This window comes from Prevotella sp. LCP21S3_D2 (assembly GCF_052118345.1).
Taxonomy (GTDB): domain Bacteria; phylum Bacteroidota; class Bacteroidia; order Bacteroidales; family Bacteroidaceae; genus Prevotella.
This window is the reverse complement of sequence record NZ_JBQKHJ010000001.1, coordinates 36,587-52,168: the sequence shown is the minus strand read 5'-3', so window position 1 is coordinate 52,168 and position 15,582 is coordinate 36,587. Positions and strand designations below refer to the sequence as shown.

Sequence of the window (15,582 nt, the reverse complement as noted above, 5' to 3'; positions counted from 1 at the left end):
GTGTTTAATGTTTACTTTATCTCATTTGCCGAAATTCCCAGGGCATTCATGAGCGAATAACCGAGAATCTCCTGTCTGAAGTTGCCGCCTGGCATGGGCTGCATGGCAAAGAGGGTGATGCGCCTGTCATCGTCATCTACCTTACGGAGTATCTCGCGGAGTCGGTCGTAAGCATCTCCATCCTCAGAATTTGGGATTACCATCACTCGCTTCACTTCCTTGGCGTTGCATACGGTGCGTGCCACATCTACGAGGAAGTCATCCTTGCCTACCATCTTCTCCTCTGTAGGATAAGAAGAGATGATGAATTCTCCGAGCTTATCATCCTTGAAAGCCTGAGCGTTCAGATCCTTCTCATAGTTGGAAGGGCGGAAGTTCTTCATCGCCATCGACTGCTTGTCGTGGATAAGCACAACCTGTGTCTCGTGCTCGCCCTCTCTCAGACCTCCATCAAGGGCAATGCATACTGCCCATTGTGCCATATCGGCTGGTTGGATGCGACGGTTAATCATTCGTTCGAAGTTGACTATCAGGTCGAAAGCCACTCGGTCGATATAATCGGCGTCAGCTATGATTACATTCTCGCTCCATTTTATATTGTTTGTATCTAATGTATTCATTGGTGCAAAAATTAAGCAAACGAGCATGATGAAAGCTTGCTTTCAAATTGTCGAGTGCAGATTATTTCTGCAAATTTACGAATAAATTTCGTAATTAAGGCATTTTGAAAATATAAAATAATAAAAAAGATAGTATTTTCATCATTTCTTCATTTGATGGAATACTATCTTCTGTATTTTATGTGATAATCCGAGGCTCTTCTTCTTTTTATTCTCCGGTCTTCTTTCTCGGCAATCCGGGCTCTTCTTCTTTCTGCTCTCCGAAGTCTTTTATGCGATAATCTTCGCCAGATAATGTCCGGCGAGAACGGCGATAAGTCCCAGCGCCAGGCTTCCGAAGAGATAGAGCATCATATAGACATAATTCTCTTCTTTCATCAGTCCTGCTCCCTCGTTCATAAAGGTAGAGAAGGTAGTGAATCCTCCGCAGAACCCCGTGGTGAGCAGCAGTTTGGCAGATGGCGACATCCATCCCCCTTCCCTCCAGTTCAATCCTGAGAGAAACCCGATGATGAGGCATCCTGCCACATTCACCGCCATGGTTCCGAACGGAAAGGCAATCACCGTGCAGGATTGCACCATCTTCGATACCCAATATCTCATGCCGCCTCCGAAGAAGCTGCCAATGCTTACTATCAATACTTCTTTCATCTCCTTATCTCCTTATATAATAAATAGGTGATTTATAAAATGCAATCGGAGAGAGATTCAGTTCTCTCCCCAATCATCTATTGTTCCTGTTTTTGATGAGAAACTGCATCCTATCTTGAATATCTTTCTCTTATCTGATAAATATTCCCGAGCATATCCCATATCTTCGATTTGCTGGAGTGCTTCTCTTGCGCTTCCATCCCTCTTAAACTCAAATATATAAATGTATAGAGGAGTTTCTATGATGCAATCTACTCTTCCTTCGCTCTGTTCTTTTTCAATGAAGATGGTATAGGAGCTGATCATCCTCAATACCAGATAGAATGTATATTGGAAATAACGCTCCTTCTCACGTTCATCATCTTTTCTTCGTTGGGAATAAGGGATGCTGGCAAAGAAAGAAACCATCAGCTGATGCAGCTTTTTGCATTCTCCCTTTCCCAATGCTTCGATTACCTGTAGAACCCAGGAATCTGGTGAAACCTTTGGCTTCAGATAATCTGCAGCCAGCAAACTGATGAATCCCCTTCTTACTTCATCGTTCGGAAAATCCAACAGATAGGAATTGGTATTCCTTGACCATCCCTTGATAGTCAGATATCCGTTTTGATATATCATTGGCAAAGGACGCTCTACGGTGGCCTTGTAATCGTCGAAATCCTTGGTGGGATAATATTTCCCCACCAGTTCGTTGATGTTTTCATCGCTATGAGCTAGCAGGCGAACCAGATAGGTGGGCGAACCCGTTTTGAACCAATAGTCATCGATGAGCATTTCCTTGAAGGCGCGCAAGATACTGAAAGGATTATATACGCCTCGCATCCTGCGGCTGAAATGGTAACCATCAAACTGGCGTTTCAGTTTTATCAGCATATCTTCCTTTGAAACATCATATTCCTCGGCCATTTCTGTGATTTGCTGCGCAAAGGTTGATTGCAACTCGTCTTCAGTGATGCCGAGAAGCGTATCGAAGTGGGCAGAAAGGCTGATGTCTTCGGGTTGGTTGAAACCGCTGAATACGCTTACTTGCGAAAACTTGGTAACTCCCGTAAGCAGAACGAAATGCAAGTCTTTGTCGGCAGCCTTGAATACACTGTAGAAGCCTTTCAGAATTTCCCGATGCCTATCTTCCAACAGCCGCTCGTTGCCATCTGCATCGGTTGTTTTCAGTGTAGAATCCAATACGTCTAGCAGAGGCTTGTCGTATTCATCAATAAGGACAACGGCGCGAAGTCCTGTTTTTTCGTGGGCATTTCTCAGTACGCCAATGAATCTGTCGCCGAGGGTGGAAGCAAAGGGGGCTTTGCCGTAGATGGCTTCCTGCGATTCAACGAAATCAATCAGCGTCTTCTCCAGCTGACCTGCTTGTGTGAAATCCTTGCCGTTGAAATCAAGGTGGAATACCGCATATTGTTTCCAGTCGGTTTCCAGATGATCAATGGCTAGGCCCTTGAACAGTTCTTTTCTTCCTTGGAAATAGCATTCCAGTGTAGAAACGAGAAGTGACTTTCCAAATCGTCTGGGACGACTCAGAAAGTAAATCTTGCCATTTTCTACCATATCATAAATCATCTGAGTCTTATCTATATAAAGATATCCTTCTGTGATGATTTTCTCAAAGCTCTGTATGCCTATCGGATATTTCATATTGCCCATACTCTTGTTTCTTATTTTCTGCAAAATTACAAAAAATAACGATACAAGCAAATTTTTTATGTACCTTTTCTTAATTTTTCCCTCTAATCTTTCTTTAAAGGGATAAATAGAAGCAGGGAAGATTCCTCTTCTTACAGATAAGATTATGTTGAACAATTAATATTAATAGGAGAAACAAGTTATGAAACGAGTATTCAATCTTTTGGTAGTGGATGAGAGTGGCAGCATGAGTATTATCGAGCGCCAGGCACTGGTGGGTATCAACGAGACCCTGACCACGATTCAGAAAATGCAGAAGACGCATAAGGACATGGAGCAGCGGGTTACGCTCATCACCTTCGACAGCACCCACAAGAATCTGTTTTATGATAATGTGTCTGCTCATCATACTAAGCCTTTGAAATCAAGGGATTACAACCCATGTGGCGGCACCCCTCTTTATGATGCCATCGGCATGGGCATCGCCAAGATCAACGCCCTGACCACCGAGGATGACAGCGTATTGGTAACCATCATTACGGATGGTGAGGAGAACTGCAGCGAGGAGTATGATCTGAAGATGATCAAGAACCTCATAGAGAAGCTGAAGAAGCAGAACTGGACCTTTACCTTCATCGGCACCGATGATCTTGATGTGGAGAATATTGCTCATGGTATGGGCATCGACAACCACTTGCAGTTCTCAGAAGATGAGGCTGGCACCAAGGCGATGTTTGCCAGAGAAAACAGAGCCCGAGAGCGCTACAACAAGTGCCGTGCGATGGATTGCAAGATGGAAGCAGGCAGTTACTTTGAGGAGAAATAAAGGATGGACCTCAGTATAAGCAGAGAATTACCTGCAAGCGAGTAAACTAAATTATAATATGAGGGGTGTGTTATAAGGCAATGGCGCACCCTTTTTGTTTTTGCAACAGATGGAATATTGAAAAGGATTAGTGTTTTTCTATCTGCTGTATTATAATTGTTTTTTTCAAGAATTGCCATAATCTGCCATATATTGCCATAAAATCAGCGAAATATAGGTGTTTTAGAGGAATTTTGGGACTAAAAATAAGAAAGCATTGAACAAAAAAACTTTTCCCCGGTTCAATGCTGGGCGTTTTCAATCGCTTTTTTGCAATTTTGACTGACGACGTAGAAGAAATTACGTCCCGACGTAGCATCTGATACGTCCCGGCGTAATAATGGATACGTCCCGACGTACAGTCTACTACATCCCGATGCAGTTTCCAAGACGTTCTGCCTACTCTCAAGTAAGTTCTTAATCAGGCATGACGTAATTTAAGCCCTCATAATTAGGCTTATTGAATTTCTACTTCGTTGGTTAAAATACGAGTTCCTCCTGTCCTGAGTTCTGGGATATTAATACGTATATCGCAATCTATTACACAAATATGCCCATTAGGAGAAAGAAGAACATTCTCATCATGCATGTCGCTAAGATAAATATCCTTATTTGCAAAGGTCCAATTTTTAGGATTGATAGATTTAAAACCCATTTGTTCCACGAAAGTTGCAATCTCTGAATCTGCCATCATCTTGCCGTGAATAAAAGGTTGTTCTACTATCACCATAAAATCATTGTTGGTATTTCTGCCAAATCCCAATACATTCATTTCCGTTTCTTCAAAATAAGCATTGTGTAAAGAGATTCTATCTAAGGCAAAAATAGGCAGAATGAAATAATCTAATCCAATGGTTTTTAGAACTTTATTGCCATTGTCAAACACAATGGCTTCTCCCCCTTGAGCAATTCTCTCGCCCAAAGTTTGTTTATAAGTTTCATCTGTGTTGCTTATCCAAAATCCAGCAGCTTTCGCCCAATCTTCTATTCTCTTCTCTTGGATCTTTCCGAGTTGCTGCTCTCTTTTGAAACTGCCTTCTGGCGCAGAGAGTTGATCTGTGCCAACTTCTGCTCCCGCGAGTAAGGATGCAATAACATGGATTCTACCTCCTTCACGGCACCCATACTGTTCTGACGGTGAAAATCGTTTATATAAGATCTTTCCAGTACTGAATTGTTCTGCATAATCATCTAATTTTGCTAGACCTTCAGATGTAAATCCTTCATTGATTATGTCGCTGATGGACATCCAAAAATCATGATTCGTCATATCTGCTTGTTTTAATTGCCACAAAAATACGGTTTTTCTTCGATAACACCAAATTTTTGTGGCATTATTTTGCATGTTACATTTTTTGTGTGACATGTGAATCCTCTGCCTATTCCTGCGAAGCCTTGGAGTTTGAAAGGAATTTCCGTGAAAAGTTGATGGTGATTATTTTCCCTTAAGGCTAAATATTTTTAGGCTTAAGAACGTTTGTGATCCTTTCTGTAGAATTGCTGAAATTGTCGGAGCAGATATTGAACGATGCTGTCTTGTCTTTCTTTTTCCACTCTTCTTTGATTAATTCTGCCAAATATCCATCGCTTCTGCAATGCATGTCTGCAATGCCTTCATTCATCATCTGATAAATAGAAGAAGTATAAAAGAAATCTAGGGCATCTTCCAATGTAATGCCTGTTTGCTCTGCAAAGATAGATACTATGCGAGCATATTTCATTTGAAGTATAGTCTTGTTTGCTTCCATAAAGAGTCCTCCTTATATTATTTCATCTGACTTATTTCAATGCTCCCCGTTTCTTTAACAAGTTAATCAAATCGTCCATGATATACTCCTTGCCGAAAGTATGGAGTACATCATAGCAGGGTATCATATAGCCATTTAAGATATCTGTTGACCGTAACATCTTATATACCTTACTGGCACTCATGTTCAATCGGTCGGCTAAGTTGCCAACGCAATAGGTTACGAAATCCAATTGATATTCTTGCATAATCTTACTTTTTTAATATGTATGGGGCAAAGTTAAGACTTTTCTTCGATAACACCAAATTATTTGGGCTTTATTTCGCATTTCCCTGCAAATTGTTTCAATACATCTTGCATCTCATCCGGCAGATATTCCATAGCTCTGTTCTTAATCTCTTGTGGAATACCGAATCGTGCTTCGGCGATGGAGCCAACGATGGCTCCGATGGTATCGCTATCGCCGCCATGAGATATGGCTAGGCGGATAGCATCTTCGAAGGATGAGGCTTGCGAGAGGAGATAGAAAGATAATGGTACGGCATCCATGCAGGTTTCATCGAACTTGCCTTTTGGATAATCTCGGGTATCGAAATCCTCGTAATAGCTGCGGGCGATATCCTTGAAGGCTTTCATTGCCTTATCATCAGATTCTTTAGAATTCTTATCTTTACACTCCTTAGATTCTTCTGAGAATCTGCTCTTGCGGAAATGCCAGATGGCATGAGCCACGGCTTTGGCTCCCTTGATTCCTTCGGGATGGTTATGGGTAGGAAGAGCCGTTTTCTCTGCCTCTTCCAAAACCTGCGACAGGTCATCGAATAGCCAAGCTACCGGTGATACTCGCATTGCCGAACCATTGCCAAAACTATTATATGGCTGCGGATCAAGAGAATGAATCCACCCCGCAAATCTTCCGCCATACGCTCCTTTTGGAGAAGGATAGCGGCGGCACCAATCCAGCAGGCTTTCCTGATAGCTTCGTCCGTTCAGTATCGCATCGGCTACCGTTACCGTACAGATGGTATCATCGGTGAAGTCGCATCCCTCGCCGAACATCTCGAAATCATAATCAAACGTATTGTTGAACTCATATTTTGAGCCAGCAATATCTCCTATTATTGCTCCTAACATAAACTGCTAATTATCTATAACTTTACTCTATCACCTCCCAGAAACTCTCAGGCAGGCAGATGTTCTTCATCTCCTTTGCCTTCTCGAACAATGGGGCGATGTCTTCGGCTTCGAAGCCGGCGATGCCGCAACCTATTGGGGTTACTAGGAAATGAAGATCGGGATGCTGATGGGCAAAGATAATGAATTCCTCCACGTATGGACGGATGGTTTCCACGCCGCCCTGCATTGTAGGGATGGCATAACTCTGGCCCTGCAAGCCTACACCCTTGCCCATGACGGCACCGAAATGTAATCGGGCTATACGGGCTGCACCACCACCATGCATGCCAGCCAGATTGCTGCCAAACACAAAAATCTCGTTCTCCTTCAATGAATCAATCCAGCTAGGAGTGATTCTTCCCTTCTTCATATCTTCCATATTATTCTTATTATTAAATATGTTATTGCTATTATCTGCCGATTCCTCGCAGCACTTGCATTCGGACATCATTCTCGGCATCGACATCTTCGGAGCACTTTCGATACATGCGTCTTCGTCGCCGAACGACAGATAGCTTCCGTATTCCGATGCATCGAAGTATCTCTTGAAATAAGGAATCACCACATCGTGCATCATCTTCTGGCAACGCTGGGTGACGGCTGAATGGGAAATGCCCAACTGTGCGGCTACGTCCTTGCCCCTGAATCCCTCTATATAGAGCATCTTCAGAATGATGCTGTTCTTGCTGTCTCTGCCATAATAGAAATTGCCGATGTCCTCTATCGTCTGATAAAGATCGTGCTCAAACTGGTTGTCGGTCACGTCAAACTGCATCTTGCGGCTTTCCTGCCTTGCTTCGAAACTCTCGAAGCGATGCTCCTTTACCACTTCCTTCAGTTTATCCAGCAGCAGGAAGCGGAAACCATTCACCATCCAGGTTTTGAGCGACATGCTCGGCTTCCGGTCTTCCAAAGGCTTGAAGTCGTGTTCGCAGAGATAGAGATAATATTCGTGGGCCAGCGAGAAGAAGTCCATGCCCGGCTTGTGCTGCAGGTCATATCGCTTATCGTAGATGCAATAAGCCACCCGGCAGTATCCGTAGTAATACTCCCTTACGATTCTCGCATCGGCATCCTTGAAGCCCTGCAGAATCTCATCATCCGATAAGCTTTCCAATGTCTTCTTCTGAACATCAGTTTCTGAAAAATTCTTTTCTTTCTTCATATCGATATATCTTTTTGATATCCGCAATCCGTTTGCAAATATATACTTTTTCTTTGAGAAACAGGAAGAATAGCTCCCTTTTTTCTCTTCTCTATGATATTAAAAGAGAAAAGAGAAGTAAAAATTAAGCTGGTATCGAAAAAATACATCCCGCTTTTTACTTTTCCCTTTTCTGCAGGTCATATAATCGTAACGTTCATGAAAATAAACGAATATGAGTGTAAATGACAAAGGCATAGTGGATACGCTGAAGAAATGCCCGGAGAACGGATTCAGAATACTGATGATGAAGTATCAGGAACCGGTTTACTGGCACATACGCCGATTGGTGGTTTCGCATGATGATGCACAGGATGCATTGCAGGAAACTTTTGTGAGAATCTATCGCTCGTTCAATCAATATCGGGGCGACTGCTCACTGAGAAGTTGGATTTACCGCATCGCTACCAACGAAGCTTTGCGGCTCATCAGCAAACGGAAACAGAAAGAAGTTTCTCTGGAATCAGATTCAACGGGCGTCAGTCTCATCCCAGCCGATAATTATATCGACTTCGATGATAAGGTGGCAGTAAAACTGCAGAAAGCGATTCTCTCGCTTCCGCCTAAGCAGCAGCTGGCATTCAATATGAGATATTACGATGAACTCGGGTTCGACGAAATAGCGAAGGTTGCGGATTCCACGCCAACCAGTATCAAGGCAAGCTATCATGTTGCCAAGGAGAAAATTATCAAGTACATGAATTCGAACGATTAAGTGAGAGTTCTGTGAGTTTTTAAATGGTTATTCAAAATGGAAAAGAATATGGATACAAATTTTGATTTCAACAAAACCGGGAAGTTTGACTTCGACCAGGTGGGTAAGCGGATGCCTTACTCAACGCCAGAAGGATTCTTCAAGGAGATGGAAGCCAATATCCTGGAACAGGTGAAGGATGACAAACAAGTACCTGTCAGGAGACAGCCGAAGAAGCGACCTCTGATGAAGGTGATATGGACGGCTGCAATGGCTGTGGCAGCATCGGTGGCAGTACTCCTGGTACTCAACATCGATTTCATGGCGCCTCATTCTTCTCTGCCATCTCAGGCAGATAATGAGATGCAGGCGGTTGATCAGGCTTTCGCTCAGTTATCTTCTGCTGATCAGGCTTATTTGCTCAATGTTTATCAGGAGGATGTCTTTCTTGATGAATAAACGGACTCAGTAATATATAATAAATAGATTCTATAATATATAAAAAGGTGAATTATGAAAAAGATTTTAGGTATTTTGATGATGGTCATCGCTATGATGACTGTTACAACAAATGTATGTGCACAGGCGCCTAATCAGAAGCAGCGCCTTTCTCGTGAACAGTTGGCTGAAAAGCAGGCACGATATATTGCTCACGATTTGGGGCTTGATGACAAGACCAGTTCTAAGTTTATTGACACCTATGCCGAGTGTCAGAAAGAAGTTTGGGCTTTAGGACCTCGCCTTCATCATAAGAAAGGCGAAGTAAAGACAGATGCTCAGACAGAACAGGAGATTAAACAGCGCTTCGAGATGAGCGAGAAGATTCTCAACATCCGTCAGAAGTATTACAAGAAGTATTCCCAGTTCCTGACCCAGCAGCAGATTCAGCGGGTTTATGAGATAGAGCGCCAGATGATGAAACGCTTTGCTCAGAAAGGTCTTCGCAAAGGAATGGGAAAGGACGGCAAGCCAAGACCTAGAAGAAATTTTTAAAAGAAATTACTTTCTATTCAGGTATATGCGAATGGCGGTTGGTGCAGGAATATGCATCAACCGTCTTTTTCCTATTTTTTATCTTGTTGATAATTCAGAATTGCTTTCTTTTCTTCCCAGGCAAGAATCAATCCGATGACCCCCGAATAGCTCTTTCTGCCTTCTGTCACATGATTGCCCTTGAGGTAGAGGTCGAAGATGAAATCCTGAGCGGAATCCAACGCCTTGCATCGCTTGCTGATCCAATACTGGCGGTCGCTTCTTGCCAATTGGATAATCTCCGGTCGGATGTGCTTTAGGAATTTTTCGCCCTCCTTTTCACCAAGAATATTGAATACATTATTTAATACATGGAAGAAAATGTGGTAGTATCCGCTGAATCTCACCGCTTTATCTTCTGATGCGGTGCATACGATATAACTGTAGAAATTCGCCTCTCCTTCGTTTGCCACTCCCAGGAAATGGGCAAATTCGTGAGCGTATGTGGCTGGATAGTCATGAGAGCGAATATCTCCGTTCAGCGTAAATTCGCAGAAGAAAGGACCCATGCTTCCGGTGACGCCTGCCATAGAACTGAGTGGGGTGAATACCATCGTCTTCACATGCGGGTTCTGGTTAAAAGGTGGGTTGATACCTTCCTGATATCCTATTTTATTATATTCTGTCAGTATCGCATCTTTCACCCGATTCTTCAAATCATTATCCACAATACTATTGATTTTTTCACTCTTCACTCTTCGTTCTTCACTTAACCGGTTGAGCGTATCAGCATATTGGTAGGCAAATGCCTTGAATTTGGTTTCGCTTACTTCTACGGGCTTCATACCTATTCTATTATAGATGTTCGGCTGAGAATAGTTCAATCCCCAAGCCATATAAAACCATACGTATACCCAAAGCAGATACTCTATCACTTTTCCGAAAACACCCTTTTTCTTTCTCCATCCTATCTCGTATATCGGATAGAGAATAACCCATGCGATACTGAGAGCGATGAAAATATCGCCTACAGCAAAAGGAAAGATTCCGGAAACGGGAGAGAGTAGCTTTCCGATAACCGGATAGATGCGAGTGGTATAGAGGAATCCCCAAAGAGGAATCATCTTGGTAAGGGTGACGAGGAGGAACAATGCTAAAAGTAACCAATGTCGCCACTTGATTTTATGAATCCGTAAGACAGGCAATATCTTCATGACGCTTCTTTTTAAAGATGTAAAATATGGTATGATGGAGCGAGAGTTTTGCACTTTTTGCTCCCACTGTGCAAAATTACAAAAGTTTTCTGAAATATTGACATGACCTATTTGTTTTTTTACTATTTTTGCTAATGAAAACTATAATGAGTTTATAAATAAGAAGATAGGAGGTATTATTATGAAACAAACACGTGAAGCCTTTGAGGCAAAAAACCTTGAGTACGAAAACCTCTATAATGAGGAAGATGAACGTAGAGATTATAATTCAATTTGGTATAACTAAAAAATTCTCTATATTAGGTTAGAAAAGATTGAATTGTATTTCATTATAAAAATAAAAAAGATAATGAAGGATAATTAAAGGCTATGCCAATAGTTGTTATTTAGGGGATACAACGTGGGCATAGCCTTTTTTATGTCTTCTTTTTAGTATCTTCTTTATGTCTTTTCTCAAAATCTTATTGGGAATTCTTATTTCTCGAAGTGCTGGTAATCCTTGCTATGTTTCCAATCACCTCCCCATCGGAATCCTTTCGCCTTGAAGAGGCGGTAGCAGAGGTCGCCTTTCTTGATCATATAAACATGATGCTTGCTGCGGTCCAGATAGGGACGGCCAGTGGCTGGCTCCACCACATCCTTGCCGTTTTTCAGTCGTTTGTGGTAGGGGTTATAGAGAGTGTTGATGTCGATGGCAAGTCCTTTTCCATGCTTCGATACGGTATGGGTATGCGAGATGAAACGGAAGTTGAAACTGGAGGAGTTGTTGGCTCTCATCGCCCTTTCGTCGTCTGCATCCCAATAGTCGATGAGTCTCATCCGCTCTATCGGATATTGAGCCTCGTAGAGTCTTTTGAGAATAGCGAGCACATCTGTCGCTATCGCCTTGTTCACCACCATTTCGCCCACTATCTTCCTGCCGTCTTTATCCACGTGGAGGCATCGCAGGTATCTCAGTTCACTTCTTGCCATGGTACAGTTCTTCTTGTATGTCTTCCCTTGCATCAGGTAGAAAATTTCATCAGGAATAGGGGAAATGGAGAAGAAATGCTTCTCTCCCAGTTTTCTGATGGTTTGTTCGCTGACGATATCTCCTGGTTTCTGTGCCTTGGATGGAAGGCAGAAAAGCATGGAAATAAACAGGCATATTATTAAAATCCTTTTTGCAGTCATAACGTTTCTCCTTATTTTGCTACGGGAATATAATGCGAATCCTTGATTTCTCCAATCACGATGATGCTATGGAGACTTCCGATGCAGTCGATATTTCCCAGGGTGTTGAGCATGAAGTCCTGATAGGCTTTCATGTCGCGGGCATACACCTTGATCTGGAAATCGTAATCACCGGTGGTGTTGTAGCATTCCGTAATCTGGTCGATGGTTTGCACGGTATCCATGAATTGCTGAATCAAATCATGGGTGTGTTGTTTCAATCGGATATTACAGAGCACAATCACGTTGTGTCCCATCTTGTGATGATCTACTATCGCTCCATATCGCTGGATGTATCCCTCACGCTCCAATCGCTTCTGTCGTTCGAAGGTGGGAGAAGGGGAGAGGTGTACTCTTGCGGCAAGTTCCTTGACGGTGAGTCGGGAGTTCTGCTGCAATAACTTCAGTATTTTAATGTCGATTTCGTCGAGATTTTCTTCTGTAGCCATTGTTTCTTTATTACTGATTTTATTCATTTTTGCAGAATAATATTCTGCTGATTTACTTAATTCGCTGCAAAGATAGTATATTTTTCTGAATTACGGAGAATATTTGGCAGATAAAATTCTTCTTCTTACCTTTGCACTCGCAATTCCGGATGCAAAGAGCCGTTCATCATCCGATAATGACTAATTAAGAATCGTTCATAATGGCAAATTAAGAGTCATTCATCATTAAAAAATATAGGAGATAAAATAATGAGCAACGCAAGAAATATACATTTTGAGGCAGTGGGCAGCTATTTGCGCCCTGCAGAGTTGAAGGAAGCAAGAGCCAAGTTTGCTGATGGCAAGATTTCTGCCACCGACCTTCGCAGCATCGAAGACCGTCTGATAACAGAGGTCGTCAAGCAGCAGAAGGCGCATCATCTGCCTTATATCACCGATGGCGAGTTCCGCCGCAGCTATTGGCATCTCGACTTTATGTGGGGATTCAATGGTGTGGAACATATCGAACTGGAGCATGGCTATCAGTTTCATGGCGAGGAGACAACCAAGGGGTCTATTCAGCTGACCGGCAAGATTACCGGCGAGAATCATCCTTTTATCAAGGATTTTCTGTTTGTGAAGCAGTTTGAGGAGTTGGATGCCGAGGGTGAGTATATCTTCGAGGCAAAGCAGACGGTTCCGGCTCCTGCACAGTTTCTTGCGGAACTGTTTCGTGGCAAGAATGCCGAGAATACCCGCAAGTTCTATCCTAATACCACCCAGCTGATTGAGGATATTGCCCAGGCTTATCGCACCTTCTTCCAGGAAATCTATGCAGCCGGTTGCCGCACCATCCAGCTGGATGATTGCACCTGGGGAATGATTGTGGATAGCGATTACTGGAAAGCAAAGGTTAGCAACGGCTTCACCCTTGAACAGGAAGCCCTGCAATATCTGAAGGTGAACAACCTTGCCATCGAGGGCAAACCGGAAGGATTGACTATCAACACCCACGTATGCCGTGGCAATTATCATTCCTGCTATGCCACCAAGGGTGCCTATGATGCCGTGGCTCCTTATCTCTTCGCTCATGAAGATGTAGATACCTTCTATCTGGAGTATGACGATGAGCGTTCGGGCGGTTTCGAACCATTGAAATATGTGGCAGATGGCAAGAAGGTGGTTCTGGGTTTGGTAACCTCTAAATCTCCTGTGTTGGAGGATAAGGCTACGGTCATCGCCAGAATCCACGAAGCTGCCAAGTATATTTCTCTCAATCGCTTAAGCCTCAGTCCTCAATGCGGTTTTGCCTCTTGTGAGATTGGCAATAAACTGACCGATGCTGAGCAATGGGCAAAAATAGATCTGGTTAGAGAGATTTCTGAGGAAGTTTGGGGAGAATAAAAGGTATTATTAAAACTCTACACACCCTGAGCTTTTGTAAGTTAGCCCTACACGCCCTGAACCAACGGTCACCGGCCGAAAGGAAAGGTAAAGGGCAGAAGCTCCTAGCCCAGGGCAGCGCCCTGGGTTACGCATAAGCAAGAATGTCGCCCAGTAAGGGCAAAAGCTTTATATACCAATGAATTATAAATGCTTTTGCCCTTTCTTCTTCCTCCTTTTTAATAAGATATAGCCGGAAAGCAAAACCAGCGTAATCAGCAAGCCGGAGATGAAGACGAAAAGGTCGGAAAGAGGCCCTAAGAATGGAGAATAGCATCTACCCACATGGAGTTCTAAAGCCACATTCCAAAGCGACATGGGGGTGGCAGAAAGCAACTCTGGGGTAGATGCTGTTTCACCTAAGCTCGCCCCTTTGCTATAATCGAAAATCACTTCTTTTCCTCCAAAGAAGTCCTTGGAATAACCGCTGACCAAAGAACTGGAAATCGGAATCATCGATTTTCCTTGGTTTGCTTTCCCCGTAAAATAATCTACTATCAGATTCTTTTCCGGATTCCAACGGAACATGCCGCTGAATGATCCTATCAGCCAGCCACCCTTGCCGTCACTCTCGAAAACATTTACTCCCATCGGACTTACCTTTGGTGCCTTCTCCTTATTTAATAAGATAGGTTTATGCTGGAAATGCTCATCCACTCTCAGAAATCCTTCTGAGGTAGAAACAAGCCAGTTGTCTTCTGCTGCATCCCATCGGATAGCGCGAAGTTTATCGTGCCAGACATTTCCATCCTTCACCTTTTCTGTGGTTTTGTTCATCGCCAGAGGTATCATCAATGGTGGACGGAGACACATACCTGTTATTGACAGCCAAAGCGTAAGGATGATAGTCGTGTATCCTACTTTATTATGCCATTTGGCATGGAAAACCATCTGTTTGCCAAGCTTCTGCATCTTTTCTCTTGCCTGTAATCTCTTCTGTCGGCGGATACGGTAAGGAAGAATGAAAAGGATGATGCCCGTTATCGAAAGGATGATAAGTACGATGGCGATGGCATCCACCACCAATCTTCCGGCTAATCCGAAGAAAGCACCGCTATGCAGGTTCCAAACGGTCTTGAAAAGGGTAACTTCCGGAACAAAACCTTCCGGTTGACCGATGATTTTGCGGGTAATATTCGTCTTTTTGCTGATCGCATCCCTCTTTTCGTTGGTTGCATCCGTCTTCTTACCAGATATTTCATAAACGGCAGAACGGGTTATGGCGATGATGCTTGTGCTGTCTTTGGTCAATGTAATGTCAGCGATTCGCTCTTCATTATCTGCGAGCGGAAACATCTTCCATTCTTTTCCATCAAAGCGATATACATCCATCATGGCTGCACACCAGATTTCTCCGTTTTTCGTCTGTACCATGTTGCGGATATTCCTGCCATCCACGTTCTTGGGTAATCCCTTATTAAAGTCTTTCCAGGTTTTCATCTCTGCATCGGTAAGCCATACGCCACCATAACCATACGCCAGAATGGAATCATCAGATGTCTTGATAGAACCCTTGATGATGCCGTTGTTGAAATTCTTGATATGATAAGCCGATGGCATTAGACTTCTGCTTACCTCACAACCGGCGAAAAGCTGGCGATGATTCAGAATAATGCCTGATACGCAGAATACCAACATGAATACTGACAGTACAAGTCCGAACCAACGATGGTATTTCTTCCAAGTAAAATGTTTCTTCTTTTTATCTCTCATTTTTGTA

17 protein-coding genes are annotated in these 15,582 nt (G+C 43.1%); 5 read left to right on the top strand and 12 right to left on the bottom strand.

The features are described from left to right. Positions 1–11 precede the first annotated feature (11 nt). The 3 genes from ACTQ16_RS00235 to ACTQ16_RS00225 form a co-directional block, all read right to left on the bottom strand. Positions 12–620, bottom strand: a complete 609-nt coding sequence (locus ACTQ16_RS00235; protein ID WP_441935483.1) for a DUF6621 family protein — start codon at positions 618–620, stop codon at positions 12–14. Between the two features lie 270 nt (positions 621–890). Further along, on the bottom strand, positions 891–1,271 hold the full coding sequence (gene crcB, locus ACTQ16_RS00230) for a fluoride efflux transporter CrcB (protein WP_117586400.1): 381 nt from the start codon (positions 1,269–1,271) through the stop codon (positions 891–893). Between the two features lie 57 nt (positions 1,272–1,328). Next, positions 1,329–2,918 carry an AAA family ATPase gene (locus ACTQ16_RS00225; protein ID WP_441935857.1) on the bottom strand — a complete coding sequence of 530 codons (1,590 nt, stop codon included), beginning with the start codon at positions 2,916–2,918 and terminating at the stop codon, positions 1,329–1,331. A 190-nt stretch (positions 2,919–3,108) separates the two neighbouring features. Here ACTQ16_RS00225 and ACTQ16_RS00220 point away from each other — a divergent pair, with 190 nt between their 5' ends. Further along, a complete protein-coding gene (locus ACTQ16_RS00220; protein ID WP_218417003.1) occupies positions 3,109–3,732 on the top strand; it encodes a vWA domain-containing protein in 624 nt (207 codons plus the stop codon). Between the two features lie 496 nt (positions 3,733–4,228). Here ACTQ16_RS00220 and ACTQ16_RS00215 read toward each other — a convergent pair whose 3' ends face one another. From ACTQ16_RS00215 to ACTQ16_RS00195, 5 genes are all read right to left on the bottom strand, one after another. Continuing rightward, a complete protein-coding gene (locus ACTQ16_RS00215) occupies positions 4,229–5,116 on the bottom strand; it encodes a hypothetical protein (protein ID WP_441935481.1) in 888 nt (295 codons plus the stop codon). 106 nt (positions 5,117–5,222) lie between these two features. Further along, positions 5,223–5,519, bottom strand: a complete 297-nt coding sequence (locus ACTQ16_RS00210; protein ID WP_441935479.1) for a DUF3791 domain-containing protein — start codon at positions 5,517–5,519, stop codon at positions 5,223–5,225. A 31-nt stretch (positions 5,520–5,550) separates the two neighbouring features. Further along, entirely contained in the window at positions 5,551–5,766 is a 216-nt protein-coding gene (locus ACTQ16_RS00205; RefSeq protein WP_153082927.1) for a DUF3791 domain-containing protein, read from the bottom strand. Positions 5,767–5,825: 59 nt separating this feature from the next. Next, on the bottom strand, positions 5,826–6,653 hold the full coding sequence (locus ACTQ16_RS00200; protein ID WP_441935477.1) for an ADP-ribosylglycohydrolase family protein: 828 nt from the start codon (positions 6,651–6,653) through the stop codon (positions 5,826–5,828). A 22-nt stretch (positions 6,654–6,675) separates the two neighbouring features. Then, positions 6,676–7,065 carry an A1S_2505 family phage non-structural protein gene (locus ACTQ16_RS00195; RefSeq protein ID WP_441935856.1) on the bottom strand — a complete coding sequence of 130 codons (390 nt, stop codon included), beginning with the start codon at positions 7,063–7,065 and terminating at the stop codon, positions 6,676–6,678. A 1,009-nt stretch (positions 7,066–8,074) separates the two neighbouring features. Here ACTQ16_RS00195 and ACTQ16_RS00190 point away from each other — a divergent pair. Genes ACTQ16_RS00190 through ACTQ16_RS00180 form a run of 3 tightly spaced genes read left to right on the top strand, consistent with a single transcriptional unit; the run spans position 8,075 to position 9,586 of the window. After that, on the top strand, positions 8,075–8,614 hold the full coding sequence (locus ACTQ16_RS00190) for an RNA polymerase sigma factor (protein ID WP_441935475.1): 540 nt from the start codon (positions 8,075–8,077) through the stop codon (positions 8,612–8,614). 48 nt (positions 8,615–8,662) lie between these two features. After that, a complete protein-coding gene (locus ACTQ16_RS00185; RefSeq protein ID WP_441935473.1) occupies positions 8,663–9,052 on the top strand; it encodes a hypothetical protein in 390 nt (129 codons plus the stop codon). Between the two features lie 54 nt (positions 9,053–9,106). Next, positions 9,107–9,586: a hypothetical protein gene (locus ACTQ16_RS00180; protein ID WP_441932844.1), complete on the top strand. Its 480-nt coding sequence runs from the start codon at positions 9,107–9,109 to the stop codon at positions 9,584–9,586. 71 nt (positions 9,587–9,657) lie between these two features. Here the strand turns inward: ACTQ16_RS00180 and ACTQ16_RS00175 are convergent, their stop codons facing one another. The 3 genes from ACTQ16_RS00175 to ACTQ16_RS00165 form a co-directional block, all read right to left on the bottom strand. Beyond that, positions 9,658–10,779 carry a DUF3810 domain-containing protein gene (locus ACTQ16_RS00175; RefSeq protein WP_441935471.1) on the bottom strand — a complete coding sequence of 374 codons (1,122 nt, stop codon included), beginning with the start codon at positions 10,777–10,779 and terminating at the stop codon, positions 9,658–9,660. Between the two features lie 474 nt (positions 10,780–11,253). Further along, positions 11,254–11,952, bottom strand: a complete 699-nt coding sequence (locus tag ACTQ16_RS00170; RefSeq protein ID WP_441192244.1) for a M15 family metallopeptidase — start codon at positions 11,950–11,952, stop codon at positions 11,254–11,256. An 11-nt stretch (positions 11,953–11,963) separates the two neighbouring features. After that, positions 11,964–12,440 (bottom strand): Lrp/AsnC family transcriptional regulator, encoded by a 477-nt coding sequence (locus ACTQ16_RS00165; protein ID WP_118141730.1) that lies wholly within the window; start codon positions 12,438–12,440, stop codon positions 11,964–11,966. 249 nt (positions 12,441–12,689) lie between these two features. On the opposite strand from ACTQ16_RS00165, the gene ACTQ16_RS00160 reads away from it, so the two are divergent. Beyond that, positions 12,690–13,823: a 5-methyltetrahydropteroyltriglutamate--homocysteine S-methyltransferase gene (locus ACTQ16_RS00160; RefSeq protein ID WP_441935469.1), complete on the top strand. Its 1,134-nt coding sequence runs from the start codon at positions 12,690–12,692 to the stop codon at positions 13,821–13,823. A gap of 183 nt (positions 13,824–14,006) precedes the next feature. Here ACTQ16_RS00160 and ACTQ16_RS00155 read toward each other — a convergent pair whose 3' ends face one another. Then, complete coding sequence (locus ACTQ16_RS00155) at positions 14,007–15,575, bottom strand: PepSY domain-containing protein (protein WP_441935467.1); 1,569 nt, start codon at positions 15,573–15,575, stop codon at positions 14,007–14,009. Between the last annotated feature and the right edge of the window lie 7 nt (positions 15,576–15,582).